The following is a 22008-nucleotide window of genomic DNA, read 5'->3' on the forward strand; positions in this document are numbered from 1 at the left end:
CAACAACGGAACAAATGGAAGTGAATCCCCTGGATGCCACATCGCGGCAGCAAACAGACAGGATAGGCGCATCTCCACAGACCGCCACGGGCAAATCAGCCTGCTGGCCGCGAGAATACGGGTTGATTCACGATGCTTTCCGCTGTTTTTTCGCTTCCGGCACAGCTGCCGCATTGCTGTGCAGAACCATCCCCGCAATGACCAGCAGCATCCCGGCGCAGGACCATATTCCCGGCAGCGGTACGCCCAGAAAGAGCACCTCCAGCGCTACGGCGAAGACGACCTCTCCCGCCTGTGTAGCTTCCACGACTGCCAGCTGCTGGGCGTTTCCCTTTGCCATGTCCGTCGCCTGAAAAAACAGCACGGTCGCGACGATCCCGGAGGAAAGCGCCACGATCAGAGATTGCAGCGTCTGGCTGCTGCTGGGCGGCCCCTCGGTGACCCAAGCGACGACTCCGAGCAGCAGCCAAAAAGGCAGACTGGCAAGCGTCATCCCCAGCACGCGCTGATAGGCGTCGATCCGCCCTTGCGTGAGCGCCATCATCTTGCGGTTCCCGAGTGGATAGGCGAAAGCTGCCAGCACGATCGGGACGATCCCGAAGAGCACCTCCTTCAGCCCCACCGCGCTGGCCTCGTGCGCCTGCATCAGGGCAACGCCGGCCAAAATAATCAAGGAGAGCAGCAGTCCTTTCATCGGAATCTTCTGACCAAACAAAGGGACGAGCAGCGAACCGGCGATGATCGTCACCTGCCAGGTACCGGCCGTCAGCCAGCCTGGGCTGTAGATGGCCGCGAAGCAGAGCGGCGCGTAAAACAGTCCGAAACCGACGAAGCTCCACACCAGCCATTGCCACGGCCGACTTTTCATTTCTGCCCAGAGCGGACCGAGCTGCCGCCGCAGCCCGACAATCGCCAGCAAAAACGGCACCATAAACAAATACCGCAAAGAGGCGCTGTACAGCCAGCTGCCGCCCGACAATTCCATCGCTCTGTTCAATACAAAGGTAGTCGCGAAAAAGAGAGAAGCGACTACACCCAACATGATTGCCCGCATATTTCCCCCTCAAGCCCGTTCAGCCTGCAGGCTGTCGTATTTTCTTCTTCCAGTAGAATAGCGTGCCTGTTCTGTGGCTGTCAAAGCGAGTCCGCAAAAAAATAAACGCACACTCTCATTTCGAGTGTGCGGCCGTTCGCCTTCCATGGCCATTTCGTTATTCCGCTTTCGTGACTCGCCCGGTGCGGATCAGCCAGCCGTGCTGCAAATACTCTGCCACGCCGAACAAAATCGCCACAAAGCCCGCGCCCATTGGCGTAATTCTGGCTGCGGACGGCAAGACAAAGGCACTTCCGTACACCACGATAAAACCGACGATCATGTCGAGCGCCGTGCTCAGCCACAGGGTGCCGGGCCGCAATATCGAACGTTCCAGCCAATATCCTGCCACGGCCAATACGAAGCCGACGCCAATCGAGTAATAGAGAGAGGAATAATCCACTTCCGGAAACAGCGCGTCCGCCAATACGACCACCACTGGACTTGCGATCAGCTTCATCCATAAACCGTCCACACTCATCTGCCTCCTTTTCGCTTTTTACAGTATTCCCTAACGCGCGCTGCTTACCGCATTATTTTTTGCAGGGCAACAGTGCGGGGAAAAGAACGCGGGTGCAAAGGCGCAAAAAGGCCTGTGCCGCGAACTCGCTGCGACACAGGCCTTTTTGCGATCCCTTGTTTATTTCGTCTCCGCTTCAGTCGGTGCCGGGGCGTTGTCACCCTCTGTCACCTCGCGCAATGTCGGATCATACCACTCAACCTTGTGATTTTTCTCGATGGTTTCCATCCATTTGCTGTAGTTCTCACTGCGGTTTTGATCCGCCAGAACCGATTTGATCTGCTCCCGGACTTTGTCCAGCTCCGGTGCAGGCGACCCCATCTGAGCCTTGTTTGCGTTGTAATACTGCTGGATTTGCTCCTCTGTCACCGGGAACGCCTTGTCCAACAATTTGTCGCGCGTAAGCAGCACTTCCATCTTCTCGCGCAGCTTCTGTTCGTTCATACCCATGCTGCTCAAGTAATCACGGAAAGCCTGGTCGGTTCCGATCTGCTGTTTCATCGCATTGACTTCCTTGTCCAGTTCTTCCCTGGATACCGATATATGTTGCAGTTTTGCTTCCTGCTTGATCAACGATTGAGCGACGAGCTCGCTCATCATCTGTTTTCCATACAGGCTTTTCATCTCATCGTACAATTGGTACTGTGTGATCTGCGTATCGCCAGCCTTCGCCAGAGCAGGATCGAGATCTTTTTGTCCGGACTGATAGACGCCGAGAATTACCAGCCCGACCAGCAGGATGGATGCCGAAAGAACGGAAACATCAAACTTCTTCACAGGGAGATCCTCTCTTTCTTTTGCTTGCCCTCCAGTATAGCCGGGAGATGCGGTAGAAAAATGGAATGGGTTTACACACGTTTTCCACATTTCACTTATTCTAAACACAGCAAGCCTCCCTTTACAAGAAGAAGCGAGTATGATGTCTTTCTCTTTGTCTGTCATCCCCGATTTTAGCGCGATTTCCGTCTGCAACTTGGTCAATGCCTGTACGAACTCTGCACGCACTTCCTCCATTCGCTCCAACCGATGCTCCATTCGCTCCAGCCATTTCGTGGCTACTGTCACTTTTCCTTCCAGCTTGTCAAGTCGTTCCTCGAATTTGTCCAGACGTTGATAGATACGCTGTAGCTGCTGATCCAAATCTTTTGGTGTGTCGTTGTTCCCCGGCGTCATGGGCCCACCTCCTCCGTTCTTTTTACTCTCTTTTATATGAAACGGACGAGATGATTGCTTGTACGCTTACCCGATTTCTCGGGAGCGTCACAAAAAAGGCGTCGCCCATTGCACCCGGTTGTACGGATTGCGGCGAAACGTTGCGAGTCAGACTTGAGACGGAGATAAAATCATGCCGTAGTAGGTTTGGATGCGATGCAATTCTCTCTACTATAAAGAGCGAACTCATTTTTTCAGGAGGAACACGTTCATGCCGAAGTTTGAAATGCTCTCCGGGATCGACCAAGGGCTGTACCTGATTGTATGGCTGTTGACGTTGCTGCCCGCCTTTCGGTTGGGCGGTCTCGTCTTTCGTCCCGCTGGCAGTGCAATGGCAACGAGCGCTCGCCGAACCTTGATTCTGACCGCTTTGACCTTGCTTGCGGTACTCGCGCAATGGGGTACGACATGGTGGTTGTACGATGCGTACGGATGGGTGTTCGTAAAGGACAAACTGCTGGGCTTTCTCCCCCTCATCCTGGCGCCTGCCATCGCCGCAGCGTTCGTGTCCGTCCCAAGGCTGTGGCGTCTGGCGCTGCGCATGACGGTCGTCGTTCCGTACGCGGCACTTCCGGGATACGCCCATGCGGATACGGATGAGGAGCAAGCCAGCCGACTGAAGGCTTCCGCACCGGAGTTGGCCGTGCCCCTCTACGCCTTGTCTCTCGGGGCTTTCCTCGCCGCCATCCTGCAATTTTGCGCGCCTGCCGTCACCTTGCACAAGGAGACGCTGATCGTTGCCTGGGGTGTCCTGATCGCCGGCAGTTCTGCCCTCTGGATCTGGCAATCGTGGCAGCAGCAGCGCTATGGCCGTTCCGGTACGCTGCACAGAGCCAAACGGTCCATGCGCTTATTGCGGGCATGTTTCGCCCTGCTGACACTCGCGGCAGGCTGCTCTGCCTGGATCGACCACGCCATGCAAAACAGCAAGCTGCCCGGCCGGATGAGCATGACCGCCCACGCCCAGCACGCCTCCGCTGCAGCCGCCGGTTCCCGGAGCCAGCCCGTCAGCGTGACCCAACTGCACGGCCCGCAAAACGAAACCCCTGACCGCATTTTTACGTTGACTGCCCAAAAAACGCAGACGCGCCTCCCCTCCGGCAAGGTCGTGGAGACGTGGACGTTTAACGGACAATACCCGGGACCTGTGCTGCGCATGAAGCAGGGCGAACTGATCGAAGTCGTCCTGCGGAACAAGGACATCGCCGATGGCGTCACCATCCACTGGCACGGCTTGCATGTACCGAATGCCGAGGACGGCGTGGCCGGTGCTACCCAGGATGCCGTCTTGCCCGGCGAGCAGCACGTGTACCGATTCGTCGCTGCCCAGACAGGAACGTACTGGTACCATTCCCATCAACAGTCGTCGCTGCAGGTCAAAAAAGGGCTGCTGGGGGCACTGGTGATCGAGCCGTCAAATGCGCCCGTCCCGCTCACTGGCCCGCCTCTGGATCTCACCCTCGTGCATCACAAACTGGGAGACAGCGGCGGCATTACGCTGAACGGCGCGGATGAACGAAAAACGGAAAAAGTCGCTCCCGGCACACCCGTTCGGCTGCGGCTCCTCAACGCCGACCGCTTGCCTGCCGACTTCCAGCTGCAAGGCGCCTCCTTTCAGGTCGCGGCCATCGACGGCAACGAGGTACACGAGCCGAATCTGCTCGCCAACCAGGTGCTGCGGATTGCGGCTGGCGGGAGGTATGACGTCACGTTTACGATGCCGAACCATAATGTCTTGCTCTCGCCGACGAAAGCCGACCACGGCCAAGGCATGCTGCTCTCTGTCGCAGGCTCGGGGGACGTCCCGGCCCTCCTCCCCGACTTGCCGCTGTTCGACCCGGCGAGTTACGGAAGTCCCGCTCCCGTACCTTTTGACTTGCACACCCGGTACAATCGGGAGTTCCAGCTCGTGTTCGACGAGCAATTCGGATTTTACGACGGCCGTCTGGGCGGGCTGTGGGCAATCAACGGCAGCGTGTTCCCGCATACGCCGATGCTGCAGGTACGGGAAGGCGACCTTGTCAAAATGACCTTCGTCAATCGCAGTCACATGAATCACCCGATGCACCTGCACGGCCACAGTATGCTCGTGCTAAGCCGCAGCGGCAAACCGATAACGGGCAGTCCGTGGTGGACGGACACCCTCAATGTCGCCCCCGGGGAAACGTATGAAGTCGCGTTCCGGGCAGACAATCCCGGCCTGTGGATGGATCATTGCCACGACCTGTCGCATGCTGCCTCGGGGATGACCATGCATCTGGTGTACGAAGGTGTCACATCGCCTTTTCAGGCCGGGCATGAGACCCGGAACCAGCCGGAATAGTACGGCAAGCGCAAGAAAGCAGCCGGTCACGACTGGACGGGCTGCTTTCTTGGCGGTATGCGGGCTATAGGTGGAGAGGAAGGTCGGCCGTCCCCCTCAGCGACGAATCCCTGCGCTCCGGGCGGCCCCGCATGTCCCTGGATGAACGGCTTTCGCCCGAACCTTTCTATAAATTCCCCGGCTCCTGTTTACCTGCGGCGCCGACAGCACTCTGGCGGACAAAACCGGCAGAAATCCGGACACCGTCTGCGGCGATCTCGCCCATGTCCGCGCCCCGATCCTGGAGGTGGGTACACCGGCATCGCGGACGGGTAGTAAGCGGAGTATTGAGAGGATGGAAAATAGACGGATTGGTTGTAAGACGAGGACTGGGATGACGACCAATAGGAACTCGGATAACTCATGCTGTCGCCCTCTTTCTTGTTAAATTTGGATGACTATATGTGTATATGCAGGGCAGCATTCACCCGTCTGGACGAATAACCGTTAGCTGGGCAAAATCAGGTTGTTACCTACGCCCGTTCCCGCTCCCTCCCCTCTCTGTTCACCCCTCTCCCGATGCCTGCTGCAAGCCGTGCAGGCAACCGCTCTCCCTTCTGGCGATTTTGAATAGAAACAAAAATGCCCCTTTCCTGCTTCGCCCATCGTTCGTTATTCTAAAAGAAAAACAAGAAGGGAGAACTGCCACATGACCACCCCGCAATCCGCTCATCCATCTGCCCAAAAGCCGGTGCGCTTTCTTGAAGGCGAACGCGTCTATTTGCGCCCGCTCGGACTGGACGATACGGACTGGTATTTCCGTTCCTTGTACAAGCGTGAAACACGGCGGCTGACGGGTACACAAAAGCATTACACCCGCGAGCAAATCCACCAGTACATCGAGAGCAAGGCGCAAGACTCCTCCAGCGTGCTGCTGCTCATCGCCAGACGGGATGACGACCAGGTGATCGGCGACATCCAGATCGGCGGCATCGATACGTTTAACCGCAACGCCTACATCCGCATTTCGATTGAAAATTCCGACAACCAGGGAAAAGGCTTTGGCAGCGAAGCCATGCGCCTCATGCTGGATTACGGCTTCGGCATTCTCAATCTGCACCGGATCGAGCTGAACGTCTTTGCCTTCAACGAACGGGCCATAAAGGCATACGAGAAGCTCGGCTTTCAGCGGGAAGGCGTGCAGCGACAGGCTCTCTACTACAATCACGCCTATCACGACTCGATCCTGATGGCGATGCTGGCCGAGGAGTACCGGGAGAAATATTTGCGTGAATAAAGGGGGGATGGAAGAGCAGCCCCACCGATAAAAAGAGGAAGAAGACAGATGAACACCGTAACAGCGCTGGAAGCATACATGAAAGTTTACGAGGACCGGGGATATTTCAACGGCTCTCTGCTCGTCGCCAGGGACAAGGAAATCCTTCTCGCCAAAGCGATGGGCTACGCCAACGTGGAGCACGGAGTACCCCATACGACGAAGACCAAATTCCGCATCGGCTCCATCACCAAGGGCTTTACCGCGATGGCCATTCTTTTGCTCTGCCAAAAAGGGGCCCTCCGGCTTGACGATCCTGTCAATCGCCACCTGGAGGGATTATCCTGCGATGATGCCGTGACGATTCACCACCTGCTCACCCATACCGCAGGTGTTCCCGACTTTACCAGCTTTCCGGATTATTGGTCTGCGGCCATGCGAGTGCCGTGGACGCTGGACGGGCTTATTCAGTCTTTTTCCGGGCTGCCGCTCGAATTTGCGCCGGGCACCCGGTATCGCTACTCCAATTCCGGCTACCTCCTGCTGACTGCCGTCATCGAGCAGGCCTCCGGCAGTTCCTACGCGAATTTTTTGCGGGACAACATCTGGGCGCCCCTCGGGATGCTGGATACCGGATGCGAGGAAAATCGGGCCGTTGTCAAAGGGCTGGCCTCCGGTTATACGGTCTGGGAGGAGATCGTGCATACGGAATATATCGATATGACGATTCCCCGCGGTGCCTACGGAATGTATTCCACGGTGGAAGACTTGTGGAAGTGGGACCAGGCCCTGTACACGGAGGAGCTCGTCAGCGGCGAGTGGCTGTCGAAAATGTTTGCGCCCTACGAATTCGGCTACGGCTACGGATGGGCGATCCATCAGCAAGGCAGAAAAAAGATCGCCAGCCACTTCGGTGACATCAACGGATTTCAAAGCGACATGTACCGCAGTCTGGACGATCGGCTGACCGTGATCGTGCTGAGCAACCTGAACCTGACGCCCGTCATGAAAATGACCAGAGACCTGGCGGGCATCGCGGCTGGAGACAAGGTTCCTCCCCTCTCCCGCATTCGCGGCGTCCTGCCAAATACGCCCGAAGCCATCGCCCGCAGTGTCGGGACGTATGCTGCGGGCGGCGATGAGAACATGAAGGTGGAAATTACCGCAGAGCCACACGGCGTCTTTGTCACGCATCCGAAAATGTACGGAGTGCCGTACAAATTTCCCCTGCGGCTCGTGGAGCAAACGGACGATGGCATCACATGGGTCACAGACTTTGTCAACGAGACGTTCCAGGTGACGCGTCACGGACTGACTTTCACCGACGAATACGGCAAGGTCCGCACGTTTCTGGCGCGATAAAAAAGGCTGTGCCAAGCCTTCTGGCGCAGCCTTTTTTTGCACTTGTACCGGATAGAAATCTTATACATCCCTGCCTGTAACCAAAAGGAGCTGCCATGTCCCAGCTCCTTTTTCACAGCATGCCCCGGCTGTTTTCCTTCGCTTCCAGCCGCTCGATCCGCTTTTGATAGGCGAGCGCTTCGGCCTTCGAGCGGCTGCGCAGCAAGCTCCCCCGCTGCTTCCACAGCTCGTAGGCGTGACGCGTGTAGCGAAGCGCCTTCTCCCAGTCTCCCAGCTGATGCTCGCACAGCTTGGCCGCCTCGATGTACACCTCTTCCGGGACGTAGCCGGACGACTCCATGCACGATTCCCAGAGGGCGAGCGCGCGTGCCCAATCCTTTTGTTTTTTGTACAGCTGGCCCGCCGCCAGTTTGGCCCGGACGCTCCACGGATGGTCGCTGCGAGCCACGGTCAAGTACGCCTGCAGGGCTGTTTCCCGGTCGCCGAGCGCTTCGTACCAGCGGGCAATTTCAAAGCGTTCCTCGTGGGACACGTCATTGCGCTCATGCCCAAGGAGCAGCCGGGATACGTGAATGTAGAGGGTAATCAGCGACAGGACGTCCATTTCGTTGTGTCGCAGGACGCCTTCGATCACTTCCGGGTCCCGGGAATGGAGAAAATCGAGATAGCGGATCGGCGCCAAATAGCCGGGCAGATCGTCTTCGCGCCAGACGTCCAGCTTCTCCTGCTCAATGATCGCCAGCCGGCACGACTCCAGCTCGGCCTTCCACAGCCTGCGTGCGCCGTGCAGCAGGTCAAGATGGCCGAATGTCGGCAGCGCCTGCACCTGGTCGCGGATGAGCGTATGCCGGGTCCGCACCTGCGGCCAGTCGAACGATTTGCCGTTGAAGGTCACGAGATGGGACGATTGCTTCGCCTGTTCGAGAAAGGAATGGTACAAAGCCACTTCCGCGTGGGGAGATGGCAGAAAATGCTGCCGGACGACGACCTCCTCCCCTTCGACACGGCTGTAGCCCAAAAGGAAAACCGTGTTCCCGGCTCCGCCCGACAGCCCGGTCGTCTCCGTGTCAAAAAACAGCAGGCGATCCGGCTGAATGCCAGCCGCAGACAACGGGTGCTGCCTGCCGGATGCCTCCCACGCCGCGATCGTCTCGTGCAGCTGGGCAAAATTGTACGCGCCGTGCCGCTGCCACAGCGGAAAACGGACCTCGCGGATCATGACGTGCTCGTCCTCCCAGACGAACGGCTCCGCCTGCATGCTCCGCCATTTGTCAGCGTAAGGGATGTCAGGGAGGGGGACGTTCTGGACGGAAGCGTTCTGGACGGGCTCGCTCCCTGACTGAACAGCATGCTGAACGGCATGCTGGACGGCTTGCTCCCCGGTCAGCAGCGACTGTCCATCGGTCTGCGGGGCACAACCGTCCGTTTGTACAAACGGCTCAGGAGGATGCACCGCCCTGCTCTCGCCGCCGCTTGCTTCTCTGCCTTTGTCCGCTTCCAGCGAGAGATGCCCCTTCATCCGCTGCAGCTTCGACTTAAGAGACATACGCGCTTCCCCCTTGCGCCACGCGCAGCAGCGTCAGCGCCAGCTCCTTGCTGCCGTCGTCGGACGCTCCGACACACGACGGGCAGCCGGACTCGCACAGGCAGGAGACGATCATCCGCTCGGCCTGGTGGAGAATCGTCTCCATTTCTTTGTACACCTGCTCGGACAGCCCGATGCCGCCCGGGTAGCGGTCGTACAGGAAGATCGTCGGCTCTTGGGAATGTACGGCCTTGCGCTGCGGGATGACGTGCAAATCCATCGGGTCGCACATCACGAACAGCGGCGCTACGTGCTGGAGCACATGCGCGAGACCGACCAATCCCCGCTCCACGTCCTCTGTCCCGATTTCCGCGAGCAGGCTGTCCGCGAAGCTGATCCACGCGGCATTCGTGTGCAGCTCCTCCTCCGGCAGGTGAATGGGCCCGGAGCCGATGTTTTCATGCGTCTCGAACTTGATTTTCTTGAAAATCGTCGCCATGGCGTGGACGGACACTTCCCCGTAGGAAAAAGCGCTCTGCCCCTCCTGACGGTGCTGATCCTGCTCCAGCACTTTCAGCTGCACGGCCAGATTGGCGTCCGTGTAATAGTCGACGGACACTTCCCGCACGTACGCCTTCTTTTCCTCGTAATCGAGCTTTTCTACCTGGTACTGCGTCCCCTGATGCAGGTAGATCGCTTCCTCGTGCAAAAGCGTCAGGGAACTGAACCGGTCCATTTCCCCGATGACCCGCTCGTTGCCCCGTTCGCTGATGTCGACGATGACCACGTTTTCCTGCGAAGCCGACCGCAGGCTGATGTTGTGCGCCGGGAACGAGTCGTTCATCCAGAACCATTTGCCCTTGGAGTAGTGCAGGACCTGCTCCTCCGTCAAAAACTCGAGAATTTCCACGATTTCCGCCCGCCCGAACGTGTCGCCCTCGCGAAACGGCAGCTCGTAGGCCGCGCATTTCAGGTGGTCGACGAGGATAATCAGGTTGTCCGGGTTGATGCGCGCCGTCTCTGGACTGCGGTCGAAGAAATATTCCGGGTGGGAAATGACGTACTGGTCGAGCGGCGTGGAGCTGCCGACCATGACCACTACCGATTCCCCCTGCCGCCTGCCCGCACGGCCTGCCTGCTGCCAGGTGCTGGCGACCGAGCCGGGATAACCAGTGATGACGCACGCCTGCAGTTGCCCGATGTCGACCCCCAGCTCCAGCGCATTCGTGCTGACGACCCCCATGATGTCGCCGCTCCGCAGTCCACGCTCAATTTCCCTGCGCTGGCTGGGCAAATACCCGCCGCGATAGCCCTGGATCGTCTTCGGCCCGAGCTTTTTCTTGATCAGCTCCTGCAAGTACGTGAGCAAGATTTCCACACGGACCCGGCTGCGGGCAAACAAAATCGTCTGGATGCCGTTCACCAGAAACTGCTCGGTAATGTCGCGCGCCTCCAACGTGGCGCTGCGCCGGATGTTCAGCTGACGGTTGACCACCGGCGGATTGTAGAACAGAAAATGCTTGATGCCCGCTGGCGCGCCGTTGTTGTCCACCAGTTCCATCGACTCCTCCGTCAACGCCTCCGCCAGCTCCCGCGGATTGGCGATCGTGGCGGACGTGCAGATGAACTGCGGATGGCTGCCGTAAAAGGCGCAAATCCGCTTGAGGCGGCGAATGACGTTGGCGACGTGGCTGCCGAACACGCCGCGATATGTATGCAGTTCGTCGATAACGACGTATTGCAAATGCTCGAAAAAGGAAACCCACTTGGTATGATGGGGCAAAATGGCGGAGTGCAGCATGTCCGGGTTGGTAATGACGATATTCCCGGCCTTGCGCACCATCTGCCGAATGTTGGCCGGGGTATCACCGTCGTACGTCTCCGATTTGATGGACAGGCCCATCTCGGTGATCAGCTCATGCAGCTCGCTCTTTTGGTCCTGCGCCAGCGCCTTGGTGGGAAACAGGTAGAGTGCCCGCGCCTGCGCGTCCTCCGATAAAGTCTGAATGATCGGCAGGTGGTAGCACATGCTTTTCCCCGAAGCTGTCGGGGTTACAGCAACGATGTTCCTGCCTGCGCGCACATGACGAAAGGACGTTTCCTGGTGCGTATACAAAGAAGCGATTCCGCGCCGCTCCAGCGCCTCGCGGATGCGTCTGTCCAGTTCGTCCGGAAAGGGAACCGTCCTCGCTTCGCGGGCCGGGATCGTCCGCCAGTGGGCGATATTCGCGGAAAACCGCTCGTCCTGCCGGAAGCCGTCCAAAATTTCCGCTATGCTTTTTTTCATGTTCATCGACGTCACCTTCTTTGACTCAATTTTACGAATGGATGTTCGTGATGTAAATGAATTGTTTATTTTCCGTGCGCAGTTCGGCCCAAAACAAAGAAGCATTCCGATCAGGCAGCCGTGTGATCAGAATGCTTCTTTGTTTCACCAACATAAGTGCAAGCAGGATTTCGCCCATCGGCCAGACGGCGGTCCCTGATCGAGAATTATTTTCATTTTCTCCCCCTGCAACGTATAAGTCATTTGTTATAATGATATAGGGTGATCATTGATGGCTGACTTACTTCACTATGCCTTTCGCATTCGCACAGCCATGAACAAAATGCAACGAAAGATTGCCATAGATATGCAACAACAGTTCGGCGGCGATCTGACCCGGCCGCAATTTTATTTGCTTTCGCTCATTTCAGCGGAAGAGCCTTGCAAGATCACACACCTCGCCCAAAAGCTGGGAGTGCGGCCGAGCACGATCTCCACGATGATCAATCGCCTCGTCGACGGCGGCTTCGTCTCCCGCGTATACGGCCACAACGACCGCCGCAGCGTGCTTGTCTCCATCACCGCGCGCGGCCAGGATGTCCTGACAAAGGATATTGAAAACTACAGCAAGGTGCTGGAGAAGTATATCGGCGTCCTGGAGCCAAGCGAATTGGAAACGTTTACGCAAACCTTTGAAAAAATTGCTGCCATTCAAAACCGGTAAGGGCACTTTGGCGCCTAACGCATGTCCCGCAGCGCGGACCGGGCGCGTTTTCCTCCCCGCAAAACAGTCAGCCCCCGGCAGTCAGGGGCTGTTTTCTCATGCGCTGCGCATCCACGGCTACGCTTCGTACGCTTCTTTCAGGATTGCCATGTAATCGTCGGCCGTCACAGTGCGGACGTTGCTTGGCGTGGAGCCGTTTTTCACTGCCAGTTCCACGATGCGCGGAAAATCTTCCTCCCGCACGCCCGGCAAGTCTTTGAGCTTCGGAATGTTCAGGCCCTCCGTCAAGGCGGCGATTCCGCCGATGAGCTTGTCGATTGCCGCATCGTCCGTGTCGGCATCGGCGGCAAAGCCCATAAAGCGTGCCAGGCTGGCGTGCATCGGCTTGTTTTCAGCCGCGTTGAACTTTAGTACATAGGGTAAAAAGACCGAGTTGGCGACGCCGTGCGGGGTATCGTACAGTCCGCCCAAGGCTTCGGCCAGGCAGTGCACCGCTGCCACATCCGCCGACCCGAAGCACAGTCCGGCCAGCAGACTGCCTTCCAGCATCGCATGGCGGGCGGCCTCGTCCTGTCCATTGGCGTACGCGGCAGGCAGCGCGCGTACAATCGTCTGCATCGCCCGCGCTCCGAGTGCCTGGGAGATCGGATTGGTCACTTTGCAGGTGTAGCCTTCGATTGCGTGAACCAGCGCGTCCACGCCAGTAGCAGCCGTGACGGCGGGCGGCACGCTGTACGTCAGCGCCGGATCGAGCACAGCGAGCGTCGGGCGCAGGGCTACGTGCTTCAGCGTCATTTTCCGATGCGTCGTCGCCTCCGTAATGACCGCAGATCGCGTCACCTCCGAACCTGTCCCGGCTGTCGTCGGCACGCAGACGATTGGCGCGATGTTCTCGTAAGGCAGGCGCCCGTCCGCATAATCGGCAGGTGTCCCGCCATTGGGTCCGCACAGCGCGATCGTCTTGCCTGTGTCCATCGCGCTTCCTCCCCCGATCGCCACCACCGCTTCGGCAGACGCCTCGCGGAACAGCGCTGCCCCTTCCAGACATTCCATATCGCGCGGATTTTGGCTCAGCCCGTCAAACAGCGTCACGCGATATCCCGCTTCCTGCAGCGCCGCCTGAAGCGGAGCCACCAGTCCGGCACGGATCACGCCCGGGTCGCTGACCAGAATCACCGACGCGCCCGTTTGCAAAGACTGCAAAAGAGCCGGCAACTCCTTCGATTTACCTTTTCCCATCTCGATGCGCGTCGGGCAGAAATAGCTGTATGGATTCATAGACGGTTGTCCCCCTCCTTCTTTTTCTCCATCATACAAGCGAGAGGCCAGCTGTTCCACATTATTATCCAAATAGCGAAATTTTTTCCGCTCCCCCTGTAACATCCCATTTTTTTCCACGTTCATTAGACAAAGGGGGGAATAGAGAGATGAGAAAAATTGCAAAAGCAAGCACGATCACCGTCATGGTCGCTGCTTTGGTCGGATGCAGCTCTGGCGAGCAGAGCGCCCGGCAGCCGGCGGCGTCAGCCCAAGCCGGAGGACAAAGCCAAAACGTAGCCTCGTCCGCAGAATACGCGGGACAAAATCAGCTGGCGGCCCAGCCGAAAAGCGCAGCCCGCCACGGCAGAGCTCCGTACCACGGCATGGCGGACAGCGCTCACATGTATCGCCAGCCGCCGCAAGCCGGCCCGGACGCTATGACCTTTAAAAATTACGGCACCAATCCGTTCATCTCCACCGACGAAGACAACCTGTCCACCTTTGCAGCCGATGTCGACACCGGCTCCTACACCCTCACCCGCAGCTACATCCAGGACGGCGCGTTGCCGCCGGCGGATGCTGTCCGCACAGAAGAGTTCATCAACTACTTCCCGGCAAGCTACCCTGCGCCAAAGCAGCAGACGTTTGGCATCCAGGTCGACGGCGGCCCTTCGCCCTTTGGTCCCGGCTACCAGCTGGTGCGCATCGGCATCAAAGGAAAAGAAGTCGCCCCGGAAAACCGGAAGCCCGCCCATCTCGTCTTCGTCATCGACGTCTCCGGCTCCATGGAGCGGGAAGACCGGCTGGAGCTGGTCAAAAGGAGCTTGCGCGTCCTGGTCGATCAGCTCCAGCCCGAAGACACGGTCGGCATCGTCGTCTACGGATCGCAGGGCCGCGTCATCCTCGATCCCACCTCTGCCGAAAACAGGCAGGCGATCCTGTCGGCCATCGATTCCCTGACACCTGAAGGCTCCACCAATGCCAAAGAAGGCCTGCTGCTCGGCTACGAGATGGCGAACCGCTCCTATAAACGCGGCGCCATCAATCGCGTCATCCTCTGCTCGGACGGCGTCGCCAACGTCGGCGAGACGCGCGCCAGCGGCATTCTGCGTTCCATCGAAGACTACGCGCGCAAAGACATCCACCTTAGCACCTTCGGATTCGGCATGGGCAACTACAACGACGTCCTGATGGAGCAGCTGGCCGACAAGGGCGAAGGTCAATACGCCTACATCGACTCCTTTTCCGAGGCGAGGCGGGTATTTACGGAAGCCTTGACCGGGACGCTGCAGACCATCGCTCGCGATGTCAAGATCCAGGTCGAATTCGATCCGGCGGCAGTCGATCGCTACCGGCTGATCGGCTACGAAAATCGGGACGTGCGGGATGAAGACTTCCGCAACGACAGGACAGATGCCGGGGAAATCGGCGCTGGCCACACCGTGACGGCGCTGTACGAGGTGAAAGTGAAAAACGGAGCGGCCGGCAAGCTGGGAGATGTCCGCATCCGCTACCAGAATGTCTCGAGCCAAAAGGTAGAGGAAGTAAGCAAGCCCGTCACCGTGCAGGCGAAGCTGTCCGGCGAGCTGCAGTTTCTCGCGGCGGTCGCGGAATTCGCGGAAATATTGCGGGAAAGCTACTGGGCCAAGGACAGCTCCCTGCGCGACGTCCTCAAGCTGGCGGAGTCATCTGCCGCCAGAGAGGAGCAGCTGGAGTTCGTGCGCATGGTCAAGGACAGCATCGCCATTCGCGGCGATTGAGAGGCGACCCAGAGGCGACAGGGAAAACAGGAACTTCCCGCCATGCGCGACGATGGAAAAGACAAGGACCTCCCGGCAACCGCTGCGGGAGGTCCTTGCATCGCTTGACTGGTTGGGCGGGAAATGTTTTGACCCAAAGCACGAGGTTGATGAATGTGCGCGCACGCTGTCCAGGCAATTGCTGCAGGTGCACGAGCCGTTTTTGTCTGTCCGCACGCTCACAGGCTGACGATTCCCGTCATGCCGGAGCGCAAGGCCCCATCCTTGTTTTCAAGGATGATTTTGACCGTAAACGTATCGGTGCCCGCGTCCGCTTTCGGACTGATTCTCACTACCGTTCCCCGCATGTGCTTGTGCAGGGCGTCTACCGCCACGTCTACTTCCTTGCCTGTTGCGAATCGCTCCAGCTCTTTTTCGGCAACGCCGATGACGACATATACTTTTTCCGTATTGACGACCGTCATGGCTGCTGTGCTCGGGCCGACCATCTCCCCTGGATGGATGTTTTTCGCGCTCACATATCCTTTGATCGGGCTGGTGACGGTCGCGTTTTTCAACTGGTACTCCGCGTTGTCCACCGCCGCCTGCGCGCGCGCTACGCTGGCGGCGTACTGGGCGAGCTGCTCAGGCGTCGCGCCGTTTTTCGCCTTGTCGTACAGCGCCTGCATCTGCTGCACATTCGCCGCCAGCGCCTGCAAGGTCGGCTGCGTCGCCCCCTGCTTCGCCATCGCCAAATCTTCCTCGCTGCGGCGGAATTGCGCCTCTGCCTGGGCGTACGCGGCTTCGGCATCCTCCACCGCCTGCCTGGCGACCGCTCCTTGGGCGTACAACGCTTTTGTCCGGTCCCGTTTGGCTGCCGCCGCCTCTGCGTTTGTCTTCGCCGACTGGACGGCAGCCTGCAGCTGGACCATTTCCTCCGGCCGCTTGCCGTTCTTTACGTCCATGTACTTCTGCGTCGCCTGCGCGAGTCCCGCCTGGGCGTATTGCAAATCTTCCGGGCGGCTGCCCTTTTTCGCTTCCTCCCATTTCGCCTTTGCCAATGCCAGATCTGCCTTTGCCATGCGCAGGCTCGCGTCCAGCTCCTCCTGCTCCAGCGCGAACAGCGGCGCTCCGGGCATCACTTCGTCTCCGGTATCGCGATAGACTGCCGCCACTTTCCCCGACGACTTGGCGTAGATCGTCACTTCCTCGATCCCCTCTACTTTTCCGGTATACGTGCGCACCTCGCCATTGGCTGCCGCAGTCTGCTGGCTCGCACCTCCTGCGGCAGTCAAGGCGACGGGCTGCGCCCTTCCGCAGCCGGTGAGCGCTCCGAGCAAAAGGCTGGCTGCCAGCACGCTTCCCCATTTGGACATGTTCATTGAACTTTCACCCTTTCCTCTCTTGTTATCCGTATGTTCCTGCTCCTGCGGCAACCACAGACTGTCCGATTGCCCTTCCACGTCCTCTTCTATTCCATCAGCGCGGGCTGCACCTTGGCCTGTGCCTGTCGTTCACCCGCTTGCTGCCGGGCGGCTCTGTTCTCCTTGACGACGAGCATCAGCAGCAAGGCCGCCACCAATACCAGTGCCGCCACGAGCAGGCTGTCCTGCAGAGCCTCGATTGCCGCGTACTTTTTGACCAGCTGTCCCATCAGCTGCAGGGCGGACGCCGCCGCTTCCTGCACTGACAGCCCTTTGGAGAGGTACATCTGCTGCCACTGCTCCAAGGCTGTCTGCACGGGAGGATGCGTCGCCGTCACCTGCTCGCTGGCGTGCACCGCATGCTCCACGCTGCGCCGGGAAAACAGGCTGATCAGCCCTGCGATGCCGATGGAAGTCGCCACCTGGCGGGAAATATTCGTAATGACCGAAGCGGCCGGGACACGCGCCGGGTCGCCCGTCGCCACTAGCGGAATCTGCATCGAGGTCATCAGGCACATGCCCAGCCCGATGCCGCGGACGGCAAGCAGCCAGTTCAGCGTGGATACGCTCGTGTCCAGATCGACACGGGCGAGCAAAAAGCCAGGCACGAGGCAAAAGACCAGCCCTGCCACAATCAGCGGCTTCAACCCCACCCGCGCCGCCAGCATCCCGCTGATCGGGGTCACAATCCCCGAGGCGAGCGCCTGCGGCAGCATCATCAGCCCTGTATCCATCGCCGTTTTCCCGAGCATGTTTTCCGAGTAGATCGGCAACAGGTAGATGACGCCGAAATTGCCGACCATAATCATGCTGTTGACCAACAGCCCCAAGGTAAAGTCACGCTTGGCGAGCAGCCGGATGTCGACCAGGGGGTGGCTCGCCGACAGTTCGCGAGCGACGAACATGGTGCCGCTGATCAGGGCGGTGAGAAACAGCGAGACGATGAAAAACGAATCCCAGCCTTTTTCCTCCCCTTTGGTGACCGCGAGCAACAGGCTGACGAGAGCCGCAGCCGACCAGACGAATCCGGCGAGGTCGAACGGATGGTCCTTCTTCGCCTCTCCCTCCGGCAAAAACTGCCAGACCAACAGCATCGCCACAATCCCGAACGGTATATTGACCGTGAAAATAAGCCGCCAATCCAGATGTTGCACGAAGTAACCGCTCAAGGTCGGCCCCACTGCCGGGGCGACGAACACCGAGATGCCGAAAACGCCCATGGCCGGACCCATCTTTTCCTGCGGCACCACCAGCTGGATCATCGACTGGCCAATCGTCATCATCAGCCCGCCCCCTGCTGCCTGGATGATCCGCGCGGCGATCATGCTCCCGTTGCTCCACGCCAGGCCGCACAGAAGCGAGCCTACAGTGAACAGCAACAGGCTGACGAGATAGCTTTTCTTGATCCCGTACCGGACACCCAGGTAGCCCGCCAGCGGGATGACGGCCGCCATCGTCAAGGTGTAGCTGGTGACGACCCACTGGATTTCCTCCGTCGAGGCGCCGAACACATGCATCATCTCCGGAATGGCGACGTTGACAATGCTCGTATCCAGCACGGCCATGAATGTACCCAGCACGATGGCAAACACGCCGGGCCAAAAGTTTTCCTGCGGCTTCATAACATCCTCACCCTTATCTCACGTGTATGGTGACTTTGGCGTTCAAGCCGGGCTGAAAATCGTAGGGGCCTTCCGTAAAGGCGATCTTGATCGGAATCCGCTGCGTCACTTTGGTGAAGTTGCCGCCCGCATTGACCGGGGGCAGGAGCGAAAAGGTCGACTGGGTCGCCTCGCCGATTTTTGTGACCTTGCCAAAGAAGGTGCGGCCCGGATACATATCGAGCGCAATCTCGACCTGTTGCCCGACCTGGATGTAGCCCGCTTCCGTCTCCTCCACATTGGCCTGCACGTACAGCTGGTGCTTGTCGACCACCAGCGCGATGGTGTTGCCCGCGCCGACCACTTCGCCCTCCTTGGCTGCCCGCTGCAAGATGACGCCGTCGATCGGCGAGCGGATCGTCACGCTTTCCAGTTGGGCGTTGCTCGCAGCATTCACCTGCTCCTGCCTGGCGACGACCTGGCCGCTTTTCACCTCGTCTCCTTCGTCGATCAGAACGCTTTCCAGCTTGCCAGCGACTTTCGGCGCGATCTTGTAAATGTCGCCCGTGACCATGGCATCCTCTGTCTTCACATAAAAGTAGCTCTGGTAGCCGTAGTAGCCCGCGACCGCTGCGGCGAGCAGTACAACGCCCAGCAAAAGAGCCTTGCGATTCGGTCTCTTTTTTTCCATTTCCATTTCCCTGCCTCTCGACTCAATAAAATCTGTGCTTTATACAGACCGACTGTCGGTATGTTCATTGTCAAAAAACGGGGAGCCTTTTGCCTCAGCTCCTTTGTCATCCTTGCTTTTTTAAGAAAATGCGCTTCGTAATCGGCCGCACCAGAATCGTCGCGGCGAGTCCGACCAGATTCCAGGCGTGGACCAGGGTGACTCCTGCCTCTCCGGAGATGAGCCTCATCGCGTACAGGACGGAGCAGAGCAAGGACAAGGCAAAGGCGGCTGCCCAGATCACCGTCAACCAGAAATTCGAGAGAAAGAACAGGCGATGCGTCGTAAACTCGGCGGGCACGACTTTCTTCGCGTACTGCAGCGTGAACGGTTTTTTCAAGACCAGCGAAGCGACAGAAGCGAGCGTCAGGATGCCGTACATGAACAGTTGCGTGAAGTCAAACAGATGAAACGAAGGCAGCAGCAACGCAACCCAGAAGCCGATGAAAAAGTAAAACACTTTGATCGTAATGATCGTCGTCACTTCGCCAAACCGCTTCTTCTGGAACAGGTAGATGAGCAGGGCGAGCAAAAAGCCGATGGAAAAGCCGAGCGTTGGCGGTTCGACCTGAAACGCGACAAAAAAGGGAATCAGATCGACAAAAATCCAGAACAAAGTAAGAATCATGAGTAGGCACTCCTTTTGGGAACGTGATTGTTTTTCTGATGATCTCCATTTTACAGACCGACCGTCGGTTTGTAAAGGGCGTTTTTCCAAAATCGGCGTTTTTTTCGCCGCTCCCGCCAAGCGCCGCTCCCGGCCGTACTCACCGGGAGCTCTGGCGCCAGCGGATGACGAGGTAGGCTGCGAGTGCGAGCGTAGCTGCGACCAGCAAAAAGGTAAAGCCGTAGTGCCGCACATAGACGGCGACCTTGAACCATTCCCTCTCCAACGTCCTGCCCAAAAACAGGAAGGTCACGCTCCAGAGCAACGCCCCCGCATAGGCAAAACCTGCAAAGCGGCGAAAGCTCATAGCGGCGATCCCGGCTATGTACGCGCTGATGTGGCGGACGCCCGGCAAAAAGTAGCCAATCAGCAACAGGTAAGGACCGAAACGGGCGAACATCCTTTGCGTCGACTCGATCCGCTTGGGCGTAATATGCAAATAAGGACCTACTTTTATCAGCAGAGGCAGTCCCCATTTCAATCCGATTGCATAGCTGACGGAAATGCCGGCGGACGCGCCGAGAAACGCGCTCAAAAGCGTGTAGGGCATATGCAGGACGCCGCGCGAAACCGCGTATCCCGCATACGTCATCAAGACTTCATCCGGGATCGGGAGCCCCACGACGCCGAGCGCCAACGCAAAGAAGATCCCCACATATCCGTATTTCATCAAAAACAGGTCCAAATGGTGTTCCACAGTTACCTCCAACTCCCTTGTCCTTTTCCATCTTATTCTTTCCACATTCGCTGACATGCTGACTTTTTTCCTCTTTCTCTTCCTCCCGGCCTCGCGCAACAGCGCAGCGTTGGACGGGAGGACGTCCGGCGAGCGGGTATAAAAGACGCTCCCGCGCGAAAAATAGCTGTGCACCGCTATTTTCCTTCATTTCGGGAGGCCCTGTATGAAAAAGTATTTCCGTTACGCCTGCACGGTCTTCGTCGCTGCGGCCCTCGCTGCGGCCCCATCGCCAGCCCGGACGCTTGAGGTCAGCTCCGAGCGCCATCCGCCTGCCATTGCCGAGGAAGCGCTCGCGTATTCGCTCGGCGTCCAGGCGTATCTGTACGGCTATCCGCTTGTCGCCGTGGCGAAGACGATGGGCGAGATGACCCGCGATGGCGCTTTGCTCAACCAGTTCGTTTACTCCGATGCGCTCGCGACGCCGTCCTATCGCGGGATTGTCACGCCCAATTCCGACACGCTCTACCTGAACGCATGGCTGGACTTGTCACAGACGCCTGTTCTGCTGCAGGTGCCCGCCAATCCGCAGCATCGGTACTATACGGTTCAGATGCTCGATGCCTACACGAATACGTTTCACAACGAATCCAACCGGGCAACGGCAGACAAGGCGCGGCAGAGCGTCATCGTCGGCCCGGGGTGGAAAGGGACGCTGCCAACAGGCGTCCGGACCATTCAGGCACCGACCGACACCGTCTGGCTGCTCGGCCGCGTCGAAGTAAAAGGGAAGCAGGACCTGGCGCAAGCGCTCGCTTTTGAGCACCAGATTCAGCTCAAGCCTGTGCAGCAGGCGAAGCAGTCCGGCGCGGCAGGCGTCTCCTCTGTCGTTCCCCAGGATGTGCTGCACTCGCTGGCGTTTTTTCGCGTGATGACGGACATGCTGCAAAAAAATCCTCCGCCCGTCTGCGATCAAGTCTTGCTGACGCAGTTTGCGCTCGCCGGCATCGACGCGCAAACGGGCTTTGACCCGGCGCGAATTCGTCCCGCCACGCGGGCCGGGCTGGAGCGTGCTTTGCGCGATGCCCCGAGCATTGTAGAAAACGGCTATCCTCCCTACATCATGGTCGAAAACGGCTGGGGTTCCTTTTCTCCGATCGGCACATACGGCGACCAGTTTCTGGCCCGCGCCTTCATCGCCTACTCCGGCATCGGCGCCAACGTGCCAGAGGAGGAGGCGTACTTCCGCGCCTTCACGGACGGCGACAACCGGCCGCTCACCGGCGAAAAGGCCTATACGCTCCATTTCGCCCCCGACCAGCTCCCGCAGACGTCGGCTTTCTGGTCGATCAACGTTTACGACAACCAGCTGTACCTCGCGAAAGCGACAGGCAATCGCGTTTCGGTGCGCAGCAACAACGGCACGCTGCGGCTCAATCCGGACGGCTCGCTCGACATCGCCATCCAGAAGTCGCCCCCCGCCGACCCGCAGGCCAACTGGCTTTCCACACCACCCGGCCCTTTCAATCTCGTCCTGCGCATATTTGCGCCCAAGCCCGGTTCGCTCGGCCCCGCGCACGCCTTGCCGCCCATACGGGAAAAGCGCTAGCCAGACCAAAAATCCCCCTCCA

Annotated in this window: 17 protein-coding genes; 6 read left to right on the top strand and 11 right to left on the bottom strand. The window is 58.7% G+C overall.

Annotated features, from left to right (window positions below; genetic code table 11):
• Window positions 1–127 precede the first annotated feature (127 nt).
• The 3 genes from ACFSO0_RS11405 to ACFSO0_RS11415 all read right to left on the bottom strand — a co-directional run bounded on the left by ACFSO0_RS11405 (window position 128) and on the right by ACFSO0_RS11415 (window position 2786).
• On the bottom strand, window positions 128–1054 hold the full coding sequence (locus tag ACFSO0_RS11405) for a DMT family transporter (protein ID WP_376880160.1): 927 nt from the start codon (window positions 1052–1054) through the stop codon (window positions 128–130).
• A 157-nt stretch (window positions 1055–1211) separates the two neighbouring features.
• Window positions 1212–1568: a hypothetical protein gene (locus ACFSO0_RS11410; RefSeq protein ID WP_376880162.1), complete on the bottom strand. Its 357-nt coding sequence runs from the start codon at window positions 1566–1568 to the stop codon at window positions 1212–1214.
• Between the two features lie 165 nt (window positions 1569–1733).
• Window positions 1734–2786, bottom strand: a complete 1053-nt coding sequence (locus ACFSO0_RS11415; protein WP_376880164.1) for a SurA N-terminal domain-containing protein — start codon at window positions 2784–2786, stop codon at window positions 1734–1736.
• 250 nt (window positions 2787–3036) lie between these two features.
• On the opposite strand from ACFSO0_RS11415, the gene ACFSO0_RS11420 reads away from it, so the two are divergent.
• From ACFSO0_RS11420 to ACFSO0_RS11430, 3 genes are all read left to right on the top strand, one after another.
• A complete protein-coding gene (locus tag ACFSO0_RS11420; protein WP_376880166.1) occupies window positions 3037–5148 on the top strand; it encodes a multicopper oxidase family protein in 2112 nt (703 codons plus the stop codon).
• Between the two features lie 688 nt (window positions 5149–5836).
• Window positions 5837–6424 carry a GNAT family N-acetyltransferase gene (locus tag ACFSO0_RS11425; protein ID WP_376880168.1) on the top strand — a complete coding sequence of 196 codons (588 nt, stop codon included), beginning with the start codon at window positions 5837–5839 and terminating at the stop codon, window positions 6422–6424.
• A gap of 48 nt (window positions 6425–6472) precedes the next feature.
• A complete protein-coding gene (locus tag ACFSO0_RS11430) occupies window positions 6473–7765 on the top strand; it encodes a serine hydrolase domain-containing protein (RefSeq protein WP_376880171.1) in 1293 nt (430 codons plus the stop codon).
• Between the two features lie 112 nt (window positions 7766–7877).
• On the opposite strand, the gene ACFSO0_RS11435 is transcribed toward ACFSO0_RS11430, so the two are convergent.
• Both ACFSO0_RS11435 and ACFSO0_RS11440 read right to left on the bottom strand, forming a co-directional pair.
• A complete protein-coding gene (locus ACFSO0_RS11435; RefSeq protein WP_376880174.1) occupies window positions 7878–9311 on the bottom strand; it encodes a ribonuclease H-like domain-containing protein in 1434 nt (477 codons plus the stop codon).
• Entirely contained in the window at window positions 9301–11583 is a 2283-nt protein-coding gene (locus tag ACFSO0_RS11440) for a DEAD/DEAH box helicase (RefSeq protein ID WP_376880177.1), read from the bottom strand. Before ACFSO0_RS11440 ends, ACFSO0_RS11435 begins: the two co-directional genes overlap by 11 nt.
• Before the next feature lie 265 nt (window positions 11584–11848).
• Here ACFSO0_RS11440 and ACFSO0_RS11445 point away from each other — a divergent pair, with 265 nt between their 5' ends.
• The gene (locus ACFSO0_RS11445; RefSeq protein ID WP_376880179.1) at window positions 11849–12280 is read left to right on the top strand and encodes a MarR family winged helix-turn-helix transcriptional regulator; all 432 of its coding nucleotides are present in this window, start codon (window positions 11849–11851) and stop codon (window positions 12278–12280) included.
• Window positions 12281–12397: 117 nt separating this feature from the next.
• On the opposite strand, the gene ACFSO0_RS11450 is transcribed toward ACFSO0_RS11445, so the two are convergent.
• Window positions 12398–13558 carry an iron-containing alcohol dehydrogenase gene (locus tag ACFSO0_RS11450; protein WP_376880182.1) on the bottom strand — a complete coding sequence of 387 codons (1161 nt, stop codon included), beginning with the start codon at window positions 13556–13558 and terminating at the stop codon, window positions 12398–12400.
• 149 nt (window positions 13559–13707) lie between these two features.
• Between ACFSO0_RS11450 and ACFSO0_RS11455 the strand changes: the two genes are divergently transcribed.
• The gene (locus ACFSO0_RS11455) at window positions 13708–15300 is read left to right on the top strand and encodes a vWA domain-containing protein (protein ID WP_376880184.1); all 1593 of its coding nucleotides are present in this window, start codon (window positions 13708–13710) and stop codon (window positions 15298–15300) included.
• 218 nt (window positions 15301–15518) lie between these two features.
• Here ACFSO0_RS11455 and ACFSO0_RS11460 read toward each other — a convergent pair whose 3' ends face one another.
• The 5 genes from ACFSO0_RS11460 to ACFSO0_RS11480 all read right to left on the bottom strand — a co-directional run bounded on the left by ACFSO0_RS11460 (window position 15519) and on the right by ACFSO0_RS11480 (window position 20398).
• Entirely contained in the window at window positions 15519–16661 is a 1143-nt protein-coding gene (locus ACFSO0_RS11460) for an HlyD family secretion protein (protein WP_376880187.1), read from the bottom strand.
• 89 nt (window positions 16662–16750) lie between these two features.
• Window positions 16751–18325 carry a DHA2 family efflux MFS transporter permease subunit gene (locus ACFSO0_RS11465; protein WP_376880190.1) on the bottom strand — a complete coding sequence of 525 codons (1575 nt, stop codon included), beginning with the start codon at window positions 18323–18325 and terminating at the stop codon, window positions 16751–16753.
• Window positions 18326–18338: 13 nt separating this feature from the next.
• Window positions 18339–18995, bottom strand: coding sequence for an efflux RND transporter periplasmic adaptor subunit (locus tag ACFSO0_RS11470; protein WP_376880192.1), 657 nt, complete (start codon window positions 18993–18995; stop codon window positions 18339–18341).
• Between the two features lie 106 nt (window positions 18996–19101).
• The gene (locus tag ACFSO0_RS11475; RefSeq protein WP_376880194.1) at window positions 19102–19662 is read right to left on the bottom strand and encodes an amine oxidase; all 561 of its coding nucleotides are present in this window, start codon (window positions 19660–19662) and stop codon (window positions 19102–19104) included.
• Between the two features lie 139 nt (window positions 19663–19801).
• A complete protein-coding gene (locus ACFSO0_RS11480) occupies window positions 19802–20398 on the bottom strand; it encodes a DedA family protein (RefSeq protein WP_376880196.1) in 597 nt (198 codons plus the stop codon).
• Window positions 20399–20603: 205 nt separating this feature from the next.
• On the opposite strand from ACFSO0_RS11480, the gene ACFSO0_RS11485 reads away from it, so the two are divergent.
• Entirely contained in the window at window positions 20604–21986 is a 1383-nt protein-coding gene (locus tag ACFSO0_RS11485) for a DUF1254 domain-containing protein (protein ID WP_376880198.1), read from the top strand.
• Window positions 21987–22008: the final 22 nt, after the last annotated feature.

The organism is Brevibacillus sp. GCM10020057, from assembly GCF_042683565.1.
In the GTDB taxonomy this organism is placed as follows: domain Bacteria; phylum Bacillota; class Bacilli; order Brevibacillales; family Brevibacillaceae; genus Brevibacillus.